The organism is Ruegeria sp. YTSC106 (assembly GCF_059609765.1).
This window is the reverse complement of sequence record NZ_JBXWMI010000010.1, coordinates 1-22,930: the sequence shown is the minus strand read 5'-3', so window position 1 is coordinate 22,930 and position 22,930 is coordinate 1. Positions and strand designations below refer to the sequence as shown.

At 54.4% G+C, this 22,930-nt stretch carries 11 protein-coding genes and 2 pseudogenes; 5 read left to right on the top strand and 8 right to left on the bottom strand.

Annotated elements, in window-relative coordinates:
• Nucleotides 1-22 precede the first annotated feature (22 nt).
• Together AC2FEB_RS14370 and AC2FEB_RS14365 are read right to left on the bottom strand one after the other, a co-directional pair.
• Nucleotides 23-3,082, bottom strand: a complete 3,060-nt coding sequence (locus AC2FEB_RS14370) for an AAA family ATPase (RefSeq protein ID WP_496884152.1) — start codon at nt 3,080-3,082, stop codon at nt 23-25.
• Nucleotides 3,079-4,224 (bottom strand): exonuclease SbcCD subunit D, encoded by a 1,146-nt coding sequence (locus tag AC2FEB_RS14365; protein WP_496884151.1) that lies wholly within the window; start codon nt 4,222-4,224, stop codon nt 3,079-3,081. Before AC2FEB_RS14365 ends, AC2FEB_RS14370 begins: the two co-directional genes overlap by 4 nt.
• A gap of 71 nt (nt 4,225-4,295) precedes the next feature.
• On the opposite strand from AC2FEB_RS14365, the gene AC2FEB_RS14360 reads away from it, so the two are divergent.
• The 4 genes from AC2FEB_RS14360 (at nt 4,296) to AC2FEB_RS14345 (ending at nt 12,512) form a co-directional block, all read left to right on the top strand.
• Nucleotides 4,296-5,114, top strand: a complete 819-nt coding sequence (locus AC2FEB_RS14360) for a BrxR family helix-turn-helix transcriptional regulator (RefSeq protein WP_496884150.1) — start codon at nt 4,296-4,298, stop codon at nt 5,112-5,114.
• Nucleotides 5,104-5,349, top strand: coding sequence for a WGR domain-containing protein (locus tag AC2FEB_RS14355; protein ID WP_496884149.1), 246 nt, complete (start codon nt 5,104-5,106; stop codon nt 5,347-5,349). The genes AC2FEB_RS14360 and AC2FEB_RS14355 overlap by 11 nt, the downstream gene beginning before the upstream one ends.
• Before the next feature lie 58 nt (nt 5,350-5,407).
• Complete coding sequence (locus AC2FEB_RS14350) at nt 5,408-6,703, top strand: competence protein CoiA family protein (protein ID WP_496884148.1); 1,296 nt, start codon at nt 5,408-5,410, stop codon at nt 6,701-6,703.
• Nucleotides 6,704-7,043: 340 nt separating this feature from the next.
• Nucleotides 7,044-12,512, top strand: coding sequence for a PDDEXK-like endonuclease domain-containing protein (locus AC2FEB_RS14345; RefSeq protein WP_496884147.1), 5,469 nt, complete (start codon nt 7,044-7,046; stop codon nt 12,510-12,512).
• Nucleotides 12,513-12,666: 154 nt separating this feature from the next.
• Here AC2FEB_RS14345 and AC2FEB_RS14340 read toward each other — a convergent pair.
• The 3 genes and pseudogenes from AC2FEB_RS14340 to AC2FEB_RS14330 form a co-directional block, all read right to left on the bottom strand.
• Nucleotides 12,667-13,485: pseudogene (locus tag AC2FEB_RS14340) on the bottom strand (DUF2130 domain-containing protein).
• Between the two features lie 429 nt (nt 13,486-13,914).
• Complete coding sequence (locus AC2FEB_RS14335) at nt 13,915-16,173, bottom strand: AAA family ATPase (protein ID WP_496884146.1); 2,259 nt, start codon at nt 16,171-16,173, stop codon at nt 13,915-13,917.
• Nucleotides 16,174-16,412: 239 nt separating this feature from the next.
• A pseudogene (locus AC2FEB_RS14330) lies at nt 16,413-16,574 on the bottom strand (ArdC family protein); the annotation flags it as partial.
• Nucleotides 16,575-16,948: 374 nt separating this feature from the next.
• On the opposite strand from AC2FEB_RS14330, the gene AC2FEB_RS14325 reads away from it, so the two are divergent.
• Complete coding sequence (locus AC2FEB_RS14325) at nt 16,949-18,154, top strand: Fic family protein (protein ID WP_496884145.1); 1,206 nt, start codon at nt 16,949-16,951, stop codon at nt 18,152-18,154.
• 284 nt (nt 18,155-18,438) lie between these two features.
• On the opposite strand, the gene repC is transcribed toward AC2FEB_RS14325, so the two are convergent.
• The 3 genes from repC to repA all read right to left on the bottom strand — a co-directional run bounded on the left by repC (nt 18,439) and on the right by repA (nt 21,888).
• Nucleotides 18,439-19,482 carry a plasmid replication protein RepC gene (gene repC / locus AC2FEB_RS14320; RefSeq protein ID WP_496884144.1) on the bottom strand — a complete coding sequence of 348 codons (1,044 nt, stop codon included), beginning with the start codon at nt 19,480-19,482 and terminating at the stop codon, nt 18,439-18,441.
• Nucleotides 19,483-19,720: 238 nt separating this feature from the next.
• Entirely contained in the window at nt 19,721-20,704 is a 984-nt protein-coding gene (gene repB / locus AC2FEB_RS14315; protein WP_496884143.1) for a plasmid partitioning protein RepB, read from the bottom strand.
• Nucleotides 20,689-21,888 (bottom strand): plasmid partitioning protein RepA, encoded by a 1,200-nt coding sequence (repA, locus tag AC2FEB_RS14310; protein ID WP_496884142.1) that lies wholly within the window; start codon nt 21,886-21,888, stop codon nt 20,689-20,691. Before repA ends, repB begins: the two co-directional genes overlap by 16 nt.
• Nucleotides 21,889-22,930: the final 1,042 nt, after the last annotated feature.

The following is a 22,930-nucleotide window of genomic DNA, read 5'->3' as shown; positions in this document are numbered from 1 at the left end:
ACGGCATGGTGATCTCCTCTGGTTAAGCCGCGGATCTTCTTGGGTGAACGTGGGAGCCAGAAGGTGTGACCTCGATGTCGAACCCCTCCGTGATCATGGATTTCACTTGCTCAGTGTGAGAGATCAACCCAACCGACCTTTTATCGTTGGTTAGCTCGTAGAGCGTCTCAAGCGCGGTGTTGAGAGTGTCTTCGTCTAGGGTCCCAAAGCCCTCGTCGATGAAGATGGCATCCAGCTTAATGCCGCCACTATTCTGTTGGACGACATCGGACAATCCGAGAGCGAGCGCGAGCGACGCCTGAAACCCTTCACCTCCAGACAGCGTCTTTGTCGGGCGCGACTTCTCCGTGTTGGCGTCGAAAACGGCGATATCCAGCCCTCGTTTCTGCCGCCCGCCAACAACATCGTCCGGTCGAAGGAGTTGATACCTTCCATCTGTCATTGGCCCGAGCCTTTGATTGGCGGCGACCAGGACCTCATCGAACATCGCTGCAATCGCAAAATCGGGGAGCCGAACTTTCCGATCATTGTTCCCGTTGACCAGGTCCGAGAGCTCGCCGACTGGACCATACTCCGCCTCGAGTTCCGCGATACGGGCCGAAAGCTCGTCGACTTTTTGCTGCGTCTCGAGCTTGGCTTCTAGGTCACGTTTCAAACGGGTCAGGGTCTGCTGGCCGTCTTCCAGCTTTGACTGGGCGGTGTCCCTGGCAGCCGTCAATGCCTCGATGTCTGGAGGGGTTCGCTGGCCGATCTCCTGCAACAGTCTTTCAAGCTGCGCTTTATTAGCCGCCACGCACTGGTTGTACGAGCTGATCTGCTCCTCGAACACGTCGCATTGAGGAACGTCCTCTTTCGCAGCTTCAAAGCTCGTCACGTCTAAATTGGCCGTGCTCAGCCGCTCGCCGAACTCAGTCTTGGCATTAGTGAAGGCAAGGTTTGCTCTTTTTGCACTTGCGGCAGCGCTCGAGACTGCTTCCTGGGCTCCGCTTAGATTGATCGCCGCCGCCTTTTCGCCGTCTACCGCTTTCTCATGGGCTGCAGTCAGCTCGTCGCGCCTTGCAACCGCAGCCAACAGCGCCTTTTCCAAAGCATCGCCCTGTCGCCAATTCTCAGGCACCTCGCGAAGAACGGTCTCATAGGAAGTATTGGCACGGGTTTCAGCGTCCCGAGCTTCCGAGAACTCCTGACGTGCCACTTCATACTGAGAGGTTGCTTCCTCGACAGACACTTCAGCCGCAGAAATTCTTTCCTCGAGTTGGGAAAATCGTGTGTCCGCGTCCAAAGCGGCCTTCTTGTCGCGCGCTTCCGCGACAGCGAGACCAAGGCTTTGTCGATCCCGCTCCGGGCGGTCTAAAGCATCTAGCTCAGATCGTTTTTCAGCGAGTAACGACTTCGCCGCAATCAATGCTGTTCTGGCCTCTACTTCATCATGTTCGGCGTCGCGTAAGTCCTGCGTCGCCTTTTCGAATTGATCGTGACGTCCCCTACGTTCGGGATTGCCGGTTGCCGGATCGGGGTGATCCCGCGAGCCACAGGCCGGACAGGGCTCCCCTGGAAGCAATTTTTTGGCTACGTGAAGGGCCTGTACGTCCGTCAAGTCCTGCTCGGCACGTTTCAGCGCGACCTTGCAGACGTCGAGGTGGTCATTTCTGGCATTATGCTCAGTCTGTAAGCGTTCGACTTCAGCTGTCTGTAGATTTCGTTTGGTCTCTGCGACCTCAAACCGAGCCAACGTCTCTGACTCGCGCTCCAGCGCAGACAGTGCATTGCCGGCATCTTGAAGCGCGCGTGCGTATGTCGGCTGCTCCTTCTGAAGATTGCGAAGCGCCGCCATCTCTTGGTCGGCAGCCTTCCGTTTGCGTTCTGCTTCCGCCTGTTTCTCAGCAGCTGATTTCTTCTTCGCGCGCGAAGCCTCAAGATTCGTCTGCAAGTCGCGGACATGGCCTAGAGTCCCTTCGAAGCGCTGCAGCTCTTGCACGCGCGCGTGGGCAGCGTCGCGGTCATTCCTCTGACTGTCGGCTCGCTTGAGCGCCTCCTCGGCTGAACTGAAAGCTGCGCGGGTTGACGCTAATGCTTCTTTTGCCGACGCGTGACGGACCTGGGACGCATTGGCCTCTTCATCCGCAGTTCGCATTGCGGCCTCGGCAACCAAGACGGTTTGCGCGGACCTTGCTTTCGCGAGGCGCGATTTACTCTCCTTGATCGTATCCGCTTCGGACAGAAACGAGCTCTCCTCGTTCTTTGCCAACGCCTGGGCCTCGAACTTTTCGGCTAAGCTCTCTCCTGCGGCCAAGGATCTCTGACACTTAGCCAGCGCCTCTATCTCAGACTTTACAGAACCTTCGAGTTTCGCGATCTCATCCTTCATCAGGCGGATCGCCTCAACCAATTCTTCTTCGCTTTGGTCGCCCAAATGCGTATCGCGGCGAACACGTTCCTCACTAATCTCTCGGTACAGCGCCGCGGCATCACGTTTGATCCGCTCGACAAAGTCCTCGTAGAGCCTGACGTTGAAGAGGCGCTTGAGGATTGGCGAGCGCTCATCATTTGTGGCTGTGAGAATCTTCCGGAAATCCCCCTGGGGCAGCAAAACGATCTGGCGGAACTGGGCGGCGTTGTAACCGAGAAGCCGTTCGATTTCGGGATCGACCCTATTGACCTGCTTCTCAGCCATGACCTCGCCGACGTTGTCACCGGCGATCTCTTCAAGTTGCATCCCGGTCGCCCGAAACAGGTAGGCCTGATGCGGTTCGGTCGTCGTGCCTGTTCCACGGCGAGCCGCCCGCTCTTGCTTGGGGATGCGTCTCACGACGTAGCGTTCGGTCCCGAGATCGAAGACGAGCTCGACCTTTGTGATCTCCGTTGCGTGGGCGTGGTGGCATACCATGTCTTCGGCCGAGCGCTCAGCCCCTGACGACTGTCCGAACAGCGCAAATGAGATGCCGTCGAAAATAGTCGTCTTGCCGGCACCGGTCTCTCCATAGATGCCAAAAATCCCTGCATCCATAGCGGCCGTGAAGTCTACAACCTCGGTCCCCGCGTATGGACCGAACGCGGTCATCGTCAGTCGGATCGGTCTCATGAAACGTCCTCCATCGCCGGTCTGTCGAGAACGTTCTTAACAACTACCACTTCGCGCTCTGTGACGCCTTCACTTCGGACGTAAGTCAGAAACTCACCAATGACGCCAACGGGATCGTCTAGTTTTGACAGGGCCCGACCTGCACTGCTCATCGCGAGATCCTGCCTCTTCTCCCGCAGCGTCTGCAGAATGTTCGGGTAATGGGGCCTCAGCTGGGCCGCAGGTTCGATCAGCGCGCCCTCGTCCAAAAGGATCGCTCGGATATAGTCGTTGCTCGGTTTGGCCTTGGCATCTGCAACAAGATCGACCAAAAGCCCTCGGACCTCCCGAACCTGCCTTAAGGGCTCGAAGTCGACTGTCTTCAGATCGACCACCTGACCGCTCCCGTCGATATCGAATACCGTCATTGATTTCGTCGTGCCTGCCTCGTCGAACCCGAAAGCCAGAGGCGAACCGCTGTACCGGATCGTATTCGCACCCGCTGTTTGAGGACGATGGAGATGCCCGAGAGCGACGTAGCACGCATCTTCGAAGATATCGGCCGACACGGTCTCGACCGTACCGACAGACAGCCGTCGCTCGCTCTCGGTTGGTTGGCAGTTCGTTACGAAAGCATGTGCGACAACAATCCAGCGCGCGCCCTCCGGTACTCGTGCTCTAGCGGCCTGTATCTGAGCCCGGAGCACCTCCTCCGGCGACCGGATGTCTTCGGTTTCAAAGACGCGGCGGGCAGCGTAGATCTCACCGTATGGGAGGGCCGAGAACGCTACTTTCCCAAAGTCATCCTCCAGGAGGAGAGGTTCTTCCTCTCTCTCAATTGGGCCGCGGACGAGTATCCGGCGACGATCGAAGAGCTTGGACGCCGTGCCAAGACGCTGACCGGAATCGTGGTTGCCCGCAATCACCACTATGGCTGCATCCGTCTCTTCGTGAACCCGCTCGAGGAAATCGCTGTATAGTTTCATCGCGGCCTCGGACGGGGAAACTTTGTCGTAAACGTCTCCTGCGATCAGCAGAACTTCGATTTCGTCATCGACCACAGTGCGGAAAACCTGATCAAGAACATGTGCATGGTCGTCGTGCAATGACACGCCTCGCAGGGTTTTCCCCAGATGCCAATCTGCCGTGTGTAGGACTCTCATTTCCGCACCATTAATTTTTATACGTATAATTTTAATATGGACAAAATCACTGAGTCAAGCTAGATTTCAGCATGGCATTCGAAGACCTAAAACACGCCCTGAAAGAGCGGCTTGAGTACCTCGACCGTCTGCTTTTCTGGGACGGGACGGCGACGCGAGGATCGCTTATCGAACGCTTCGGAATCTCAAACCCGCAGGCCGCTCTGGACTTCAAAACGTATCTCCAGACCGCAGATTCCAATGCGCTGAAGTATGATGCCTCGACCAAGAAATACCATACGACTGAGCGGTTCTCGCGACTTACCGGACGGGCAACAACGGACGAACTCGAAGAGTTGCTCGCCGGCAAGAAGCGTACATTCTACGAGGTATTGCCGGACCTTCAGCGCACACAGAATGTTCGCGCCTTCAGGCCACTTTATCGCGCTTTGCTTGCTGGCGACGCAGTCAAAATCGTTTACCAGTCGATGCGGGATCCGGAGCCGGAAACTAGATGGATTGCACCTCTCCGCTTTGCGTCAGATGGCGTCCGTCTTCACCTACGTGCGTGGTGTTATACTCGTCAGGGTTTTCGCGACTTTATCCCTTCTCGGATCGATCCGAGCCAATCTTTCGACGAGCGTCGCATCGCCGAAGACGTGCCGCATGACGACGACTGGTTCACTTGGACTATTCTTCAACTACGACCGCATCGTGACTTAGCGCCTGATCAAAAAAGAGTCGTTAAGATTGAGTTCGGAATTGAGAACGACTGTCTGGAAATCCGCGTGCGCAAGGCGCTCGAGTTCTACACGAAACGTCGTTGGGGCCTCGATCAGGAGAACCCTAGGCTCGAATGTGTTGATTGCAGATACATAGCTATGTCCGAGGAAGAGATTAATGAGGGTTGATATGGCCCGCTTCGACGCGGACGCGAACATGGACAGGTTCTATTCGGTACAGCTTACACAGAGCCTCTTTGGCGAGATCGACGTCGAACGGCAATGGGGTCGACGTCGCACTCACGGCAGGTGCCGCCTAGACTGGTATGGAAATGAGCGGGACGCGGAATCTGCGCTATCAGACCTCGTGAAAGCGAAGCTATCGAGAGGCTATATTTTGAAGCCGGAACGAGCTGTCAGGTGAAGATGAAAAGTTCCAAACAACATCCGGTCCATGAAACTATGGCAATTGCTTCGATACCATGCACCAAGAACCTCGCCGCATAATCGAGGAAGTGATCTTCGAGCAATTGGGTCCGTTGTCGGCCCGCGATTTGCTCGCCATGCCACGCGACGGATGGGAGAGCTTGCGTGCGGGCATCACCGATCACCGCAACGGGAAAGATGGTCTCGTTGCCCGCTGCGTCGCCTGCCACGGGCAGGTCTACATTACAACGTCACATGGGCGCCCGCTGTTCGCTCACTACCAAGGTTCTGACCCACGCTGTCCTTGGTATTCTGGGAAAAACATACATCCGAATGATGCACGGGCGGCACAGTATCGTGGTCAACAAGAATCCGAAATGCACCGGCGCATGTGCGAACTCATTGCGGAACTTGCTGCGTTAGACGAGCGGTGCGAGAGTACAAAGATAGACAAGTATCTTCCGCCGACAGAGGGCGAAAACGGGCGCTATCCCGATGTTCTGGTTGACTGGCGTGATTTCGGGCGCATCGCAGTCGAATACCAAATGTCTCACACCTTCCAAACTGAAGTGTCACAGCGATGTATTCACTACGACCGTGAAGGCATACCGTTGCTATGGGTTTTGTCATCCTTCGACCACAACCGCATGCCACAGGCCGTCTCTGATGTCGTGCATCGGCATAGGGGCAACGCCTTCGTCATGGATCAGCAAGCGGTCAACGCATCGCGTGAACAGCGCACCTTGGTACTGTCCTGCCATATGTCAAACGGACACGGATACGACGCGCCCGTTCTAACTCGGTTCGACACACTTAATTTCCCAGGTACCCAATGCCCATTTTTAGAGGACCGGCTCGCCGGACCTCTCCTCGCGCAAATCAACGAGAAACGCCTGCCCTACTTCCGTGCACTGCGTGCCTGGGGCGAAAGGATGGACCACCTTCGACTACCCGACTTGGAGCCTTTTGCGGAACGACAGCGCATAGATCGCCTGGTCGCCGCAGCGTTTTCCATTGTTGCGGAGGCTGCTGGCAAACCAGAGAACTTCGCGAGTGACCATCCCAACATTCGAGGGATGTTGAATACCTTCCAGAACTCCGGTTCACTTGCCCCATATGCACGCTTGCTGACGGTGTTAATTGAGAACACGACGCTCCGCGACCTTCTGAAGAGCAAGGTTGGGGAACACCTGCAAAGGTCAATCAAAGGCCATAGGCTCGGCCCCGTTGAGCAAGCCGATGAACTATCGCCAGAATGGAAACTGCTTCGTGAACTGCTGCCCGAAGCGTTGGACCCCTTTATTCGAAAACGGCTCATTGATGCGGAAAAGTTGCCCGCTTGGGCATGCTAAGGCTGAGAAAATATCGTGCAGAAGATGAAGTGTCGCATTCAGAACACGCCCACGGACATTCGCTACGCGAACAAAGCTTATCAAAATCATCGCAGACTTGCTGAGGTCCAATCACGCAACCGACGTGCCGGATATTGCTGAAGTGCAATGTCGCATCCCATCAGTTTTTTTTGACACTTAATCTGCAATGGATGGAAATCGCACGAAAAACTACTATCGACACTGCTTCTATTGGCCTGATGTGACAGTTAAAGTATTGGAAATTCTTGCAGGTGAGGTAGTGCCTCACAGCTTCTGATTCCTGCCGCAAGCAGTACAAAGAAAAATATAAGGCACCAACATGAGTAACAGTGCACCGCACGAAAACCCTGATGTCGTAGACCTCGTCGCCAGCAAAGTCGAGGAGTTGCGCAAGCGCCTTGTGGATGGCTCGCGCCGCAACCCACTGATCAATGTCCCTTTTCGCGCCGGCAGTGCCTCACACGTTCGCGTGGTGGATGAGTTGCCGGATATCCTGCGCCATAGGCTGACCAACCGCGGCCGCATGCGCCTGGTACCCCTCCCCGACTTTGACGAAGAGCGTCCTGACGAAAAGACAGAAGCCTTCCTGTCTGCGCTCTCTGAAAAACGCCGGATAGACGAAGAATTCTTAGCAGCTCTTGCGGCGCTTGATCCGGAAGAGAAAGGTTTCGCGGAAGCGGAGCTAAGCCTCGAACGCGATCTCAAAGACCAAATCCGGGACGACCTGGGGCTACCGCCACGTCAGAGCAAGGAAAAGCCTAATCTCGAAGCCCATGCAAAGGCGCATGGCATCCGTCCAGATTACGACCTGCCCCTGCCTGATGATATGCATGAAGACGGGCGGCACGATGATAATGACATCCAGACACTTCTCGCCCCTGACCGCCTGACCCGTTTCGGAAAAGGGTTAAGGGAGCGTGCGCATGCTTATGAGCGGGAGACCGGTGTCAATGTGCTGCAAACAGCCATTGGTCTGCTGGAATGGCGCCCACCCCATGAGAATACGAATTTTGTTAGTCCCCTCATGCTGTTGGAAAGTGCGATGGAGCGGCAGCAAACCCCGCGCGGGCCGGAGTTTTTCATTCGCGGCACGGAGCAAGCGGTTTTCAACATGAGCCTTGCCCTGAAGCTAAAGAACGAACACGGCATTGATCTCGACCTGGAAGAGGACGAAGGCGCAGAGGATTTGTTTACGAGGATTGAAGAACTCGCGCCGCCCGGGTTTCACTGGAAGGTGCGCCGCGAAGTGGTCATTGGGATTTTCCCGTCCTCGAAAATCGCGATGTACCATGACCTCAATCCAACAACCAAATCGGTAGCGGACAACCCGCTAGTCGCCCGGCTTCTCGGCACAACGGCCATTGGCGATGGCAGCTATGCCGAAGAACATGACGTCGATGCCCCCGAGATCGAGCGCCAAGCGCCGTATCTTGTGATGGATGCGGATGCTTCTCAGTATTCTGCCATGATCGATGTGGCCTCGGGCGAAAGTACCTCCATCGAAGGACCGCCCGGATCCGGCAAATCGCAGACCATCGTCAACATCATTGCCAGTGCCATGGCGCACGGCAAGAAAGTCCTCTTTGTGGCCGAGAAACTGACCGCGCTGGATGTGGTGCGCAACCGCATGCAGCATGTGGGGCTTGGCGAATTTATTCTGCCGCTGCAGGCGGGGCGATCTGCCACGGAGCGCGTTTATGAAAGCCTTGAAGAGCGGCTGGAGGCCCGACCGCGCGGCAACAATGTTGAAACCCGTTATGATCAGAGCCGGTCGCACTTCCAGGAGCGACGCGCCGAGCTGCAATCCTATGTCGACGCGATATCTGCGCCGTTCGGATCTGAAACGGTCCATGACGTCCTGGGGCATGCGATTTCCAAGAACGATGTTCTGAAAGCCCTACCCCGCACAGTGCGCCGCATGGATGTCCCCGGCATCAAATCGATGGGACCGGAACACAAGCAGACACTGATCGGTCGTATGGCTGAACTCGGGTCGCGCCTGTCTGACCTGACCGGAGCGTCACCAGTGTGGCGTGAGGCGCAGAAGCAGGTTTTCAGCCGCGACGACGCCGATGACATGGCCGAAATGGCCGGAGAACTTGCGGCTGATGTCAGCCGTCTTGACGCGGATCTCGCCGCTTCGCCGGCGGCACCGCTCTTTCCCAATGGTCTCACTGAAGACGGTATTGCTGCGATTCTGCCGCTATTGAAGGTGGCCGAGCCGCATGGGGATATTCTGAGCCCAGAGGTTACGGATGCCCTTCTTGCAGCCAGCTCCCGTCGTGCCCTGATGGACCGTGTAGCCCTCGGCGAAGAAGTCCTGTCGGAAGGGCTCAGGCTGTCCGAAGTAGTAACCGACTCCGATGCTCCGAATCTTGGGCGACGCTTGGAGGCAGCAGTGGCCTTCCTTGAGGCGGAAGGACTTGACCGGATGGAACCCGAGGCGCTTGAGGCGCGGATCGCGACAGCGCGTCAAAGCCTCGCGGCGCTTGAGACCCCTTTGGCCGAACTTGCGCGCCTGCCGCAGGCCTGGGTCGCGCTTGATCAGCCCGTGACATCCCTGAAATTACTGTTGCAGGAAATAGCAAAGCTAGATGCCGCGGCGCGTCAGGAAGTTTTGACCCTGCCGGCCGGTGCCGACAGCAGTATTGGCATTGTGCGCCAGCGTGCGGAGGCACTCAAAACACGACTTAAGGACATTCAGCGCAAGATGCCGTCCTTGTCTGCGCGTTCTACAACCCGCAGCGACATTAACAGGCTGGGCACAGCCGCGGATACGCTGGAGACCACTGGCATATTCGGCCGCATGGGAAAAGCATATAAAGCTGCACTGAAGACCGAGGCGGACATGCTGGGACTTGCCTCCAAGACTTCGAGAGAAAGTCGCGTGGCGGACATGCGCGCAGCACGGGATTTGTTGGATGACATTCTGAGCTTTCAGACAGATCAGGCCGCGGTTGTGGCGCTGGGGCTTTCGTTCAAAGGGATCGATACCGATTTTGATCGCCTCGCGCATCTCAGCCGATTGAAAACGCTTGCCAATGAGCACCTGCAGGGTCGGATGGATATCACCGAGCCATTGACGCAGATTGATACGACGGGCTTTCCGGCCCTCTTTGGAACAGAAAGAACAGCGGATTTTGATGAGAGGCTCACACCGACAGAGCTAACAGAGGCCAATACTAGAGCCACAACAGTAAAAGAAGCGACTGAACGCGCGCTCAGCGCTATGAAAGATCATGCCGGATTGTTCAAAAAGCCGGCGATAACCGCAGAGGAAGTCCGTGGTCTGATCGACACCTTGACTCGGATGCGGGACGCCCGGGCCGATCTTGACGGCTTTGAGGGAGACAGAGGGGTGCCAGAGGAGCTCCGGCGCCAGCCATTGCCCGTTCTGAAGGCCTTGACTGGGCTTTTCGAAAAAGTCTCCAAGTCGAATAACCCGGCACAGGCGGCTTCGGTTCTCCGATCCGGTCAGATCGCGGATATTGAGAATGCGCTCACCAACTTTGTGCCACGCGTCGCGCGCCTCAAACAGGCAGCGGAGGCTTTTTCGGACTACTTGGAGCTTCCGTACAGCTGGAGGGACCTGACGGTCTTGCGCGGCCAGATTGCTAATCTCGAGCTGGCGCGCGACACATCCACCGCCTTTATTGACTGCTCCCGCGCACAGCGGCTGGAAGAGGAGTTACGTAAGGAAGGATACGGTACCTACGTAACCTGGCTGAAGGAGACGGAAACGCCGCCTGTCACGCCTAAAGCTGCGGCTGCGGCAATCTTGGCCAAATCCGCCGCTGATCTGGCGATTTCGGAAGCGGGGGATGTGCTGCGGCATGCCGACGGCACGGATCTCGCCCGCATCCGGGCGGACATTGCGGAGAAGGACCGTCGCCTGATCCAGATGTCGCAATCCGTGGTACGCAACACAATTTTGCGTGGTGCCAAGCCTCCTGCCGGCAACGGAGTGGGGCGCAAATCGACCTATACGGACATGGCCCTGATCTACAATGAGCGGTCGAAAAGGCGAAATCGCATCGGGGCACGCGCCCTGACCAAACGCGCCGGACGCGCCCTTCTGGAATTGAAGCCCTGTTGGATGATGTCGCCTCTGGCGGTGGCGCAGTATTTGCATGATGATCTGCAGTTCGATCTCGTGGTCATTGATGAGGCCTCGCAGATGACGCCAGAAAATGCGATCGGCGCCTTGCGGCGGGCGACCCAGGCGGTTGTTGTCGGGGATACCAAGCAGTTGCCACCCACGAATTTCTTCAACAAGATGCTGGACGACTCCGAGCTCGACGACGATTTACGCGAGGACAGTGAGAGTGTTCTGGATATGGCGAATAATTCGTTTTCGCCAATCCGGCAGTTGCGCTGGCATTACCGCTCAAAGCACTCCGGCCTTATCCAGTTTTCCAATGAATGGATGTATGACGGCAAGCTGACGATCTTCCCGGGTGCCAATGAGGCGGATCCGGACCTCGGCGTGCATCTGCAAGAGACAGGCGGTCTTTACAAATCGGGCACCAATGACATCGAGGCGCAGGCTGTCATTCGCGCGGTTGTGCGTCATATGGAGACATCACCGGACAAATCGCTCGGTGTCTGTACCATGAACACAGACCAGAAAAACCTGCTGATCGAGGCCTTCGAGCGGGAGCGCGACCGCAATCCCAAGGTGCAGGCCTATGTGCGCGAGTGGGAAGAGCGCGACGACGCGCTGGAAGAGTTCTTTATCAAGAACCTTGAGACGATACAGGGCGACGAGCGTGACGTAATGTTCATATCAACGCTTTACGGGCCTGAGCAAAAGGACGGCACAGTTCATCAGCGCTTTGGTCCGATCAACAGCGCTCACGGGCACCGGCGTCTCAATGTCCTTTTCAGTCGAGCCAAGCAGAAGATTGTGACCTTCACCTCCATGAAACCGTCTGACATTCGCGCGGATGACAGCAAAGCCAAGGGAGTGCGTATGTTCCGGGCCTGGCTGGAGTATTGCGCGACAGGCCATATTGCAGAGGACACGGCCCGTGGGGGCGAGGTGGAAAGCCCATTTGAGGCACACGTGGCACGGGTGATTGAACAAATGGGATTTGAGGCTGTGCCGCAAGTCGGTGTCGCGGGATTCCGCGTGGATCTTGGCATTCGCCATCCTGAGTGGCCATACGGGTTTTTGATGGGCGTCGAATGTGACGGGGCGACCTATCACAGTTCGGCCTCGGCGCGGGACCGCGACCGGCTGCGCGAGGATATCCTGCGCAGCCGCGGCTGGGATTTGCACAGGATCTGGTCGACGGACTGGTTTACCAACCAAGAGGGCGAGACCAGCCGGATCAAAGAGGTTATGACGGCCCGCTTGGATGCTCTTAAACAAGAGCATGCCAAAAAGCCTCGCCTAAAGCTTGCTGACATAGCGCCTGAGCGACCACCTGCGCAGGAGAGCCCGCCTGTCCTACCGCCCGCGGAAGACACGACAACTCCACCTCTTCAGCCACATCTTCCGGACCTGATGGAAGAGGAGGCCCCTGCTCGGGCATCGCAGTTCGAAATGCGTCTTTCAGATTATGTGCAAGCGGGATCGCGAGTTCGAGTGCGAAAACTCGACGATGAAAAAGAGATGTCCTTCGTACTCAGCGACCGACAGAATGCTCCGGTTGAGGGGATTGTGGGAACCAATACGCCGCTTGGAGAAGCGCTGATTGATGCGGCCGCCGGGGATCGAATCGAGTACCAAGTCGGCCCGCACATCAAGGCAGTTGAGGTCGTCAGCGTGGAACCGGCCGCCTGATTTCAGGGTGGAGTTTTGTGCGCCGGGACGGGAGGGTCCTGGTCACGTATTCGGCCTCGGGCTGCCAGAAGACGCCATATGCTGCAAACGCGAAGTGGTGGCTATTAATGTCATAAGAACGGCCGGCCTAGGAGTAGCGGTCGATTTTAACCGCTTAGTCGTCTTTGCCGATCAGCAACGCCTCAACGCTTTCAATGTCAGGCATCGACCGACCTGCGATCCCTTGCAAGTCACCGTGCATGCCAACCGTTGATGCAATTACCAGATCAATATGTTTGGCCCGTAATGCCCATTGCTTTTCCATGAAGACACGCTCCTTACGAAGGTTGTCCTGCATGTCCTCGAAGCGTTCGACAATTGCATCGACGCGTTGCTTGAATTGTGTTCCGGTCAGATAATCATAGATCATTTCCATCTTGGTTTCCTGCCCCATCGCACGGCCTTTGGCGTTTGCCACATCGATCAAGCCTTGGCGCAAGGACGAAGCAAGCGGAACGGCATAACGCGGGGCGCATACCCAGATGCCGTCGACCATGCCGAAACTGTCAATCCCTTCGGGCAACGCCTGTGAGGTAATCACTGCGATCTCGCATCCTGCGGCCCGTTGGTCATCACGCAATTTTGCCAGCCAACCGGCAGCTCAGTTCTTAGTCCGTTTGCTTTCCCATAGAATACTGCCAGCGGTGCCATTCGCTGCCACTACCTCTTGGCGGACATCCGCACCGCTGACGCCTTTGGCAACGGGAAGGAAGGCATCCATGGGAAACGCCACGCCAAGGGTGTCTTCCAACACAATTTCCGCCGCTTCGCCCTGGGTTTGCATCGAGCCCTGTTCGGATTTCTGTTTCAGGGCTTCGATCTGGCGTTTCATGCCCTGCATGACTTGTTCTTGTTCGGCCAGCTTTAGTTCAGCTTTCTCATTTGCCTCGCGGGTCAGCTTTTCGGTCAGTGCAGGACGTTCCGCAGCAAGCATTTTTTGCAAGGTCAGCTCCATCTCGGCTTCTTTGTCTCTAAGCTCTTGCTCGCGTTTCAGCGCCGCTGCTTGCGCCATCTGAGCCTCTCGCAACTTTTCCTCCTGTACCTTGATGCGGCCCTCAAGCGCGGCCTGTTCTGCAGCGGTTTCAGCTTTGGCCGCATCCTTGGCCTGTGCTTTTGCTTCGGCGAGAGCCTTGGCCGCGCTCGCCTCTTGCTTGGCCAGCTCATCTTGGAAAGACGCCCGGAGTTCGGCCAGCATCGGGCCAGCAAGCTGCTCGGTTAGCTCAATTTCGGTGGAGCATTTTGGGCACTGGATCTTCAACTCGGACATGCGTTCGCCTCGGCAATAGGTGGGTCGGTAACATACGATGATACGGTGTTAGTCACCAGCTCGTGACTAGGTCATTTCCATCGGCATTCATGACTCCTAGAGTGAACCTATAGTTTGAGTGAGCGCTTTGAAGTGAATGGGCGCCACCTCTTTTATCATTTCTAACAGATGTTTAATGTTGTTTTGGGTTTCCCCAACAAGCGCGGGATCAAGCCCTGAAAATGTTGGATGTGACAGATCGTTTGCAAACTTGTAAAGCGCTGTCTTTTTAGCCTCGTCGAAATCAAGGTTCTCAAGCTTGGCATATAGGCTTTGACCCGTTGAATGTTGCTCTAAGAACGTTTCAAGCACCTTCCTAATTATGTTTGGGATCGGATAGGCCGTTTGAATAGTCCCATCTGACTCGAACTTCATGAGTTTCTTTAAGAGGTAAGCAAACTCGTTTTTGTTTTGAAGGAGGACTTTATCGAGGGGTCTGATTTCAGTCTCTCTGGTTCCTCCCTGCGTGGAAGAACAATGAAGCATCCAGTAGGTCGATTTTCCATTCTGACTGGGTTTTGGAATGTGTTGGAACCAGTTCAGAAGTAGCTTCAAGAACTCGAAATTGTGGGTCAGCAGGAAAATCTGTTTAGCATTCTTAACAGCGTTTTTTAGGTAGGCGAATGCCTGATAGACTGAGCTAGAATCCAAGCTTGAGATAGGATCGTCTATCACTACGATACCTTCTTCAAGGTCGAAATCTTGATCCCCTAAACCGACAACAAAATAGAGAAATGTTATCGCTGTCTTCTCGCCTTCGCTAAGCCTTTTGGCTGCACGTCCAAAACGCATGATGCGATAACCTTCTCCCTCTGGCTCGAACTTCAAATCATCGCGGCCCAAGAACGCAGCCAATTTTGCCGAAAGATCAGCTGCAGCTTGTTCTGAGTTAGAGATCTTGGCCCGGTTGTCTTCGATGCGCTTGCTCAAATCATCAATGCCAAGTGTCTTGCTGGCAGCGTCGCCATCAGAAAGAAGACCGATCCTTTCCTCTGCCGCCGAAATCAATGCAGAGACGTTTTTTACTTCTTGATCGATTGTGCTGAGGTAGTGCGTTTCGATCTTCTCAAAGTTGGCATTTAGTCGCTGTTCAAAGTCATCAGTCTCAGCGTTGTGGCGCTTGATCAGAGCATTGATGGATGACACGGCGTCGTTCCATGTTGCTCCAGTCAACGAAGGGAATGTCAAATTGTAGCTTTCTGTCCGCCTGGTCAGCTTGTCCGATAGCGCCTTTTGAAGCTCCTCCAGATACTTAATAATTTCAGATTGTTGCGAACTTAGGACGGCAGCATGAACTGAATATTCTTCTTTCAGTTCAGGGTAAAATGCCTGTTCGCTCAAACCTCTAATTCGCTCAACTTCTTCGCAAACTGATCGGTTATCGTCGATCGCTCGTTCAATCTCCGCTTTCAAGTTGGCATCAGACGTATTGAAATGAGCTGCCAACTCAACCTCTCGTTCCGCTGGTATTTTTTGTCGACAATATTCACATTTCACATCGGCTGAGTGGGCGTGAAGCTCTCTGCCAGCTTCGACCCAAGCTGCTAGAGCCGGGTTCTTTTTCAGCCGCTCGATTGCTGAAGATGTTGCACTCTTCTGTAGAATGTTTGAGACGGCGGCGACCTGAAGTTCGATAGCGTCGAAAAGTGGTTTCTCGGTCTGCCCTAGACAGATTTGCGGAATTATGAACTCAGTCAGTTTGTTCATCGCAGGCTGTTTCATCGCATTGGAGGCCTCGGCAAGATCCTCTAGCTTGAGCTGCCGGAGAGCATCCAGATCGTTATACGCATTTTCTGCGTGTCGTTTGTTGTAAGTCCGCGTCACAGCTCCTTTTGCGTCTTCGGTGATTTTTGGAGCAATGTCTGTGAAAATCTTACCCCTTTGCTTCTGTAGCTTCTCCAGTTCAGATTGTTTTTCCGACAGTTCTTCTGTCATCTTTAAGAGACGAGCTTCGTCGGCCTTGACGGTTTCAGCAAAAGTCTTGTTCTGTGCTCCAATCACGTAAATCGGGTTCAGAGTTCCTTCGAGTTGTCCAATATTTGCGTCGACATACTCTGCATTGAACACCCGTATCTTACGCGCATAAGGCTCGCCTTGCTTGAAATCACCATTTGAGGTTTTGATCTTGTATTTCAGGTCGGGGAAGCCCTCGGCTTGTCCCTTGTTCAAGTCGGAGAAAAATCGAGACAACGTTGTCTTGCCAGATCCGTTCAGGCCGTAAATGAGGTTGAAGCGTTGAAATGGCTCTATGTCGGATGGCTTCTTGTAGTCAGAAAATACTCCAAGTTTTTCAATTTTCTCAAAATACTTAATCATCTAATGAATGCCTAAAGTTTGTGATTGCCTGTCGAGAATGCAAGTTAAAGCTGTTCCCAGCAACACAATTGCGCGTCGGATCAGCGGAGGCATCGAAAGGCTACTTTACCTCAGTACAACTATCGATTGTTCGAATGCAGCGAATGACCGAAATCCGCCCTCCCTACGAAAGTTGCGCGTTTCAACAAAGACATAGTTGGGCTCGAAACTGACATTCTCGTACCAGCAAAAATGTGCCATCAGGCAGCTTGGGCGCCGCCCCCTGCCCTACCCGCCTCTGACCTTACGATCAGATGATCGCAAGTGCGTTTAGCATAAGACGCATGCTTGAAGATCGCGTTCTTGTCCGAACGCAGGACTTTGAGCCAGCTGTAGAGGTAGGAGGCATTCATCTCGATCGTAACGTCGAGATAGCTGATCAGAGAGACGTTGCCGTCACGAGGTAGCTGTTGCAAGCAACATGCGTAAGACACATGATTTCATGAGTGGCCCTTCGGCAGAAATGACAGACCGGAACCTGGCCCAACCCGTCAGAAGCACCTCTGGGTCCCTCTTTCGTCAGTCACAAACCCCAAAGGACACTTTCACTTTCCGCGGGCTCATTGGCACCAGGCGGGACTCTTAGGGTCCAGCACATATGCGGATGTCTTTGATTTCGTGGGGCAATTTTGGATCGGCATCCGAGATCGGCAACAAATATCGGCAATTCCTTGCCAGATCTTTGAAAATATGTATATTTATCAACTGCTTTACGACTACGGAGGATCGGCAAAAAATGCTCGAAACCCCAGCCAGGATAGAACCTTGCTTCTTCGAAGAGTATATTCCCACTGAATTGGCAGACCTCTCGGTCGATATCCAGAGAGAAGCCACGCAACTTGGACAAGGGTTGCACCCGGATAGTGCAGCGGAACTTGCCGATCTGGTTCGGGTGATGAATTGCTACTACTCGAACCTCATAGAAGGGCACAATACACGGCCGCGCGACATCGAGCGTGCACTTGCTGGCGCAGAGCTCGAAGAAGAGACCCGGCCCCTCGCACTAGAGGCGCGCGCGCATGTCATTGTTCAGCGCGCCATTGACGAGATGCATCGCGAGGGCACCCTGCCCCAGCCTACATCCATTGAGTTTCTGACCTGGGTTCATAAGAGCTTCTACGACGAGATGCCTGATGAGTTTCGGGTGATCGAACATCCCGACGGAACGCAAGAGCCGATCTTTCCGGGGCGCATGCGTCAGGAAGGAGGCCGGGAAGTTGCGGTAGGGCGGCACCTGCCACCCTCGTCATCACGTGTTGCATCGTTCATGGATCATTTTGACAAACGGTTTCAGATCGCAGATCGATCCTCCAGTGGACGGATTATCGCGATTGCCTCCGCGCATCACCGGCTGAACTACATCCACCCATTCCCGGATGGTAACGGGCGCGTCAGTAGATTGATGTCGCATGCCATGGCTCTAAACGCCGGGATCGGTGGTCAAGGCCTCTGGTCCGTCTCGCGTGGACTTGCGCGCGGATTGACTGACCGAGGCGAATACAAGCGGATGATGGATCTTGCTGACAGTCCGCGGCGCGGAGATCGTGATGGGCGTGGCAACCTGTCAGAGACGGCCTTGAAAAGCTTCAGCGAGTGGTTCCTGAAAGTGACTCTCGACCAGATCACATTCTCTGCAAAGCTGTTCGATCTCGGCGGACTGGATAAGCGCTATCGCCGCCTCGTTCAGGATACGATCGATGACAAGCGTGCACCCGATCTGATTGCAGCCGTCCTGCGGCATGGAGCACTGGAACGGGGCGATGCCCAAGTCGTGCTCAAGACATCCGAACGTACCGCGCGCAACACACTCAGCAAGTTGACCGCCGCGGGGTACCTAACCTCATCTTCTCCCAAGACACCGGTACGGTTAGCTTTCCCATTGGATTACCGGGAACGCCTTTTCCCCAACTTGTTCGGCGATGTTGATCTGCCTGAATTATGATGGCAGGCAAAGTAGGTACTAATTTGGCAGGTTCGTTGATTGGATATTGAAGGCAGGGGATGTTGCACATGTATTTCAATGTCCACCGCGGTGGACACCTAGGTGTGCTGCCTAAGAAAGTGGGAATAAACAATGAGAACATCGTCTGGGCTCGTCTTCCATAGATAAGAGCATATGATGTGCAGTTCTGCTGGCCTATGCGAGTTGAAGGTCTTTAGCCCCCGTAATCCCGATATCTTCCGCTTCCCACCATGTGTCCACCGCGGTAGACATTAGGCAGTTCGCTAACTCGTAGCTGAGAGACGTTCGACCAAAGTTGCTGGATCAAACTGACTTCGTCGCTGACCCAGAGTTATGCTGTGAAAGTAGGCTCCGAAATCTCTAATGCGTTGGCCGAGCTGGAGCATGATGAAGATTGCGCAGGAAGCTTTCTGGGTCCCGACAGCATTCTTTGCTTTTTCGAATGTCTCTGGGTGAATGCCCATCATTGGGGCGAGCGTTCGAGCATGGTTCTCAATGTCAAACCAGTTTCTAAGCTGGTCAGTGGAGAACGATACCGCTTGATCGCAAACTGATATCAGTTTTTCAGGGCTGAGATTTGCATTGGGGGATTTGCTTTCTAAATCTTTTTTTTCTTTTTCAGACTTAGATTGGTGCCGGACAGTTTGTCCGTCATTGGCGGGCAGTTTCATCGTTTCAGGCGAGTCATCCGGGGTGGACAAGCACTGGTATTCCGCATCCGTGTCTGCGAGGAGGACACGATATTCGGTGAGGCTCAGCTTTCTTCTCAGAGCCCTGCGTGTGTCTTGGATAAACGAATTTGTAGGATCGTTTTCTTCTAAATGGGCGAGTTTTGTCAGGATCAGTTTTCGGACGAAAACTTGATCCCGCCGGATGTGTTCCATCTCCTGGGCGATGGCGATGAGTTCGCTTGCGCGTTGCAGTAGGGGGGTAAGAGACAAGCCAAAGCTGACGCATTCACCGTCGGACGAGCGAACACGGTAGCGTTTGCGGTTCGAGCTGTCATTACGCCTGATGAAACCAAGTTCAATGAAGCGGGTGATGTGCCTACGTAGCGTCCGCTCGTCAATTCCGCCAACTCGCTGGCAGATGGAGGTATTGGATGCAAAGACCGTTTCGCCATGACCTGGTTTCAAAAAACTCAGCATCGCTTGGAGTGTTTGCATGTGGCCGGGACGAAGACCGAACACGCTGCGCGCGTCTCTCAGAGCTCTGAAAATGGTCCAGACGTCGGTTTCAGATGATGATGTTGAATTGGATGGCGCATCGGGTTCAGCGCTTCCGATCGATAGTTTTGTGAATGCCATGGTTTGTTAACGATGACCATTTGGCCCACACCTTCCCCGTCTCTTCCCCGGATTTCTCAAGGGAAAAGGCAATAAAAATTGGTCCACCGATTCGGTGACTCTTGACCGGTTTGCTGGAGGTTGCTACATCATAGGTGCTAATCAGATGATGAGGGCTCTCCAGGGGAAACTTTGGGGGGCTCTTTTCTTTTCGGTCTTCGCTTTTCTCCTCTGCTCGTGTTTTGCCTTTTGGCTGGGGTTAGGATCCCGAGCCGCTTTCATTCCGCCATTGTTTGAAGAGTTGCAAAAGTGTGATGTCTGCGCGCTCTTCTAGCCACTGGCCGAATTCAGGGTTGTCCTTTTTGAGGACCTTGATGGCGATAGTTTTGTCATCGACCGTTAGAGTACCCAAAGAACCGCCGTTCGTATCCTTGATCACCGATGTCTGACCGCGGCTGATTGGCCTTTTTTCTCCACGGGCTTTGCTCGAGCAAGCGGTGTAGACCGCCTGGAACTTCTCGGTGCTCGGGGAGTCGTCGGGCAGGGCGGCGATTACCTTCTTGGCGATGTCCACCAAATCTATTTTCTCCGAAAAGGCAGCTAGATCACCCCACTGCCGACGCCCGATCCCATGGGCTGGCCCGATGAGATGAACTAACCCATCAGGCAGTTGCTCTATTACTACTCGGTGGTTGGATACGCCTTGCCGCGTTAAGCCCAGAGCATCCTGAATGACGACGGGCTTATACCCAGATTCCTGCATCTCTTTGATAAATATTGATTTCTCAATGAAAGACGGATCAATTCTGAGGTTGTTCTCTTGGCCCTGCGCGATCAACGAGGCGTCGTCATCCAAAGTCCGAACGATTGCCTTGACCGTTCCACCGACCTTGCGGATTGCGGCAAGCCTACGACGGCCATATATGATACGATACCTGTCCGGCTGAGCCGATGGGCGCACCATGATCGGAACTTGCTGACCATGTTTGCGAATGCTCTCTGCCAATTCATCGATACTGGCGTCTTCCAGCACTAGCCGATCGCGCAGACCGTCCATGTCGATCTGAGCGGGGTCAATATCCCGGATCGAGTTTGCCGTGATCTCGCGCAAAGAGTCGCGCAATCCGCCAACAGACCCAGGCAGCTTTGCCGCTTTTGGCTGGGTGGGGGAGGGGGCCGCGTTTGCTTCCTCGTCCCTTGGAGCCTGATTGAAGATTTTCCGTGCCATCAGCGGCGCCCCCAAGCCATTTGGATCGTCTGCTCCAACTCATCAGCGACACCGTTTACGCTTGTCAGGGCTCGATCAATTGTTTTTCTGATGAACTGGCTTGGGTCAACTTCGTAGACGGTTTGTTGGGTCATACCTGCGTCCGAGATCGCTGTCGATTTCAACATCGGCTCTGTCATGACCTGGCCGGCCAGAATTGATCTCAAGTAGCCCGCCATTTGAGTCTGTGGACCGTCGGAAGGTTCGTACCTCGTGATCAGGAACTTAACGAAGTCCCAGGTAACGCGCCGACCAATGGCTTCTTCAACGGCTTTCACTGTTTCTGAAGCAAGCTTCAGAAACTGGCTCATGGAAGCGATATCTAACATACCGGGTACAACCGTTACCAAGAGCCCCGTGGAGGCTGCCAACGCGGTCAGGGTTAGAAAACCCAGTTGTGGCGGACAATCGATCAAGACGATGTCGTACTCTGCTTCGACCTCTTCCAAGGCACGCGCGAGCCGCTCCGCAAAAATGGGCTGCGTCCTCCGTGTGAGGGCGTTTGCTGTCTCGGTCTCGTACTCGGAGAGCATCAACCCGGCTGGGACCATGTCGAGCTTGTGGAAATATGTCTTTTGAATAACAGACGATAGAGGGACTTGCTCCTCATATCTCAGGGCATCATAGATTGTGCCGCCTTCCGCGAACTCGAGCTCGGGTCGGAAGCCAAAGAACGTCGTCAAACTTGCTTGCGGATCGAGATCTAAGACCAACACTCGGTAGCCGCGTAAAGCATACCTTTGCGCAAGATGGATTGTCGCTGTCGTTTTTGAGGAACCGCCTTTGAAATTGACGACCGAGATGACTTGAAGGCGGTCGCCCTCGCGTCGCCCAGGGCGATATGCTTCAGCGTTCTTTCCTGTGCGTACCAAGATGTCACGCAATTCATCAACTTCTTGAGCCGAGTAGAACCTGTGACCTCGATTGTCAGTGTGCACCTCGGGGAAGCTGCCGTCTTTATGCCGGTTGCGCAGGTTTGAAGTGCTAACGCGCAGAAGACCCGCAACTTCAGTGGAACTGAAGCGTCGTAGGGTTTTTCGTTCCTCAGGTTCGAAGGCAATCTTCATCTGGCGATCCAGAGATTCGGCCAGATTGTCGGCAAATCCTCCGATGTCAGAAGAGCCTATACCTTGCGCGTATCCAACGTTACGTTCATCCATGTACTGCCGCCTATTCATGGCCTTTGTTAAGGCTCTTGGTTGTTCTGACGGTATACAGCGTGTCTGACGCTTTTTGCCGTCAGTATGGGAATGCCATGAACATGTGTGTCCGGCAAGAAGAATCTAAATGTAGTGTAAAAGTTATCCACAGCACCAATTGAGTTTGATATGTGGAAATTGACTTAAATCATTGAAGTAAAACGAAATAGTATTAATAGTTGTGTATTTCTGCTTTTTTAGAGTTTTGTTTGGCTGAGAAGCGAACCCTAGCTAGTACAGAAGCATTTTGAGGATCGAGGCGTCGCTATCTGCCGGATTCTACAGGATTCGGTGTGTGGAGGTGTATCGATCCATCGCCATTTTTTACAAACGTGAATTTGCTTCGTTCGTACCAGCGGTGCCTAATACCAAGCAAGTCTGGACATGCGACAATTTATTGTTGAGACCGATAGGGCAGGGCGCCTACCTGTCGGCGAAGCCGGGCCAGTCAGTTGCAATCCAAATTTTTCCGACAGGGGTGGTAACAGATTCGTCCTTGTGAACGGGTGCCAAACCGCGCGGCGCGTTGACCGGCATGCCGCGCAGTTAGAGATCGATCAGCGCCTCCTGATCTTTGACCGAGAGGGCAGGGGAGGGACAGGGCAGATAAGGCGCAGGGACTGTCGATATTCCCAAACCTGTAGATGACACTTGCTTGTTTTCTTCATTTTCCATGGTTGGCCTTGTGCCGTGCTGGTCCTTGCAGCGCAGACTCGGACGGAATGTGTGCCGGTACGTGTGTACAACTTTGCAGGTTATGGTGCTGCATCGACAAAGATTTGCTGCCGGTGCGGGGGCAGCTCGGTCCAGTTGGGCCGGGCTGGGGTCTACGGGTTTCGGGTCAAAGTCGTCACGAGTCCAGTGGTTAAGGAAAACCGACAATGGCAGCCATTCTGCACTGATTTCCCCGCAAAATCAATCACATCTGATAAGGGGAACTTATCGGGTGTGGTAGACAGGATTTCGAAAATGCACAGCGCTAAACAATTTGGTTATATTTTGT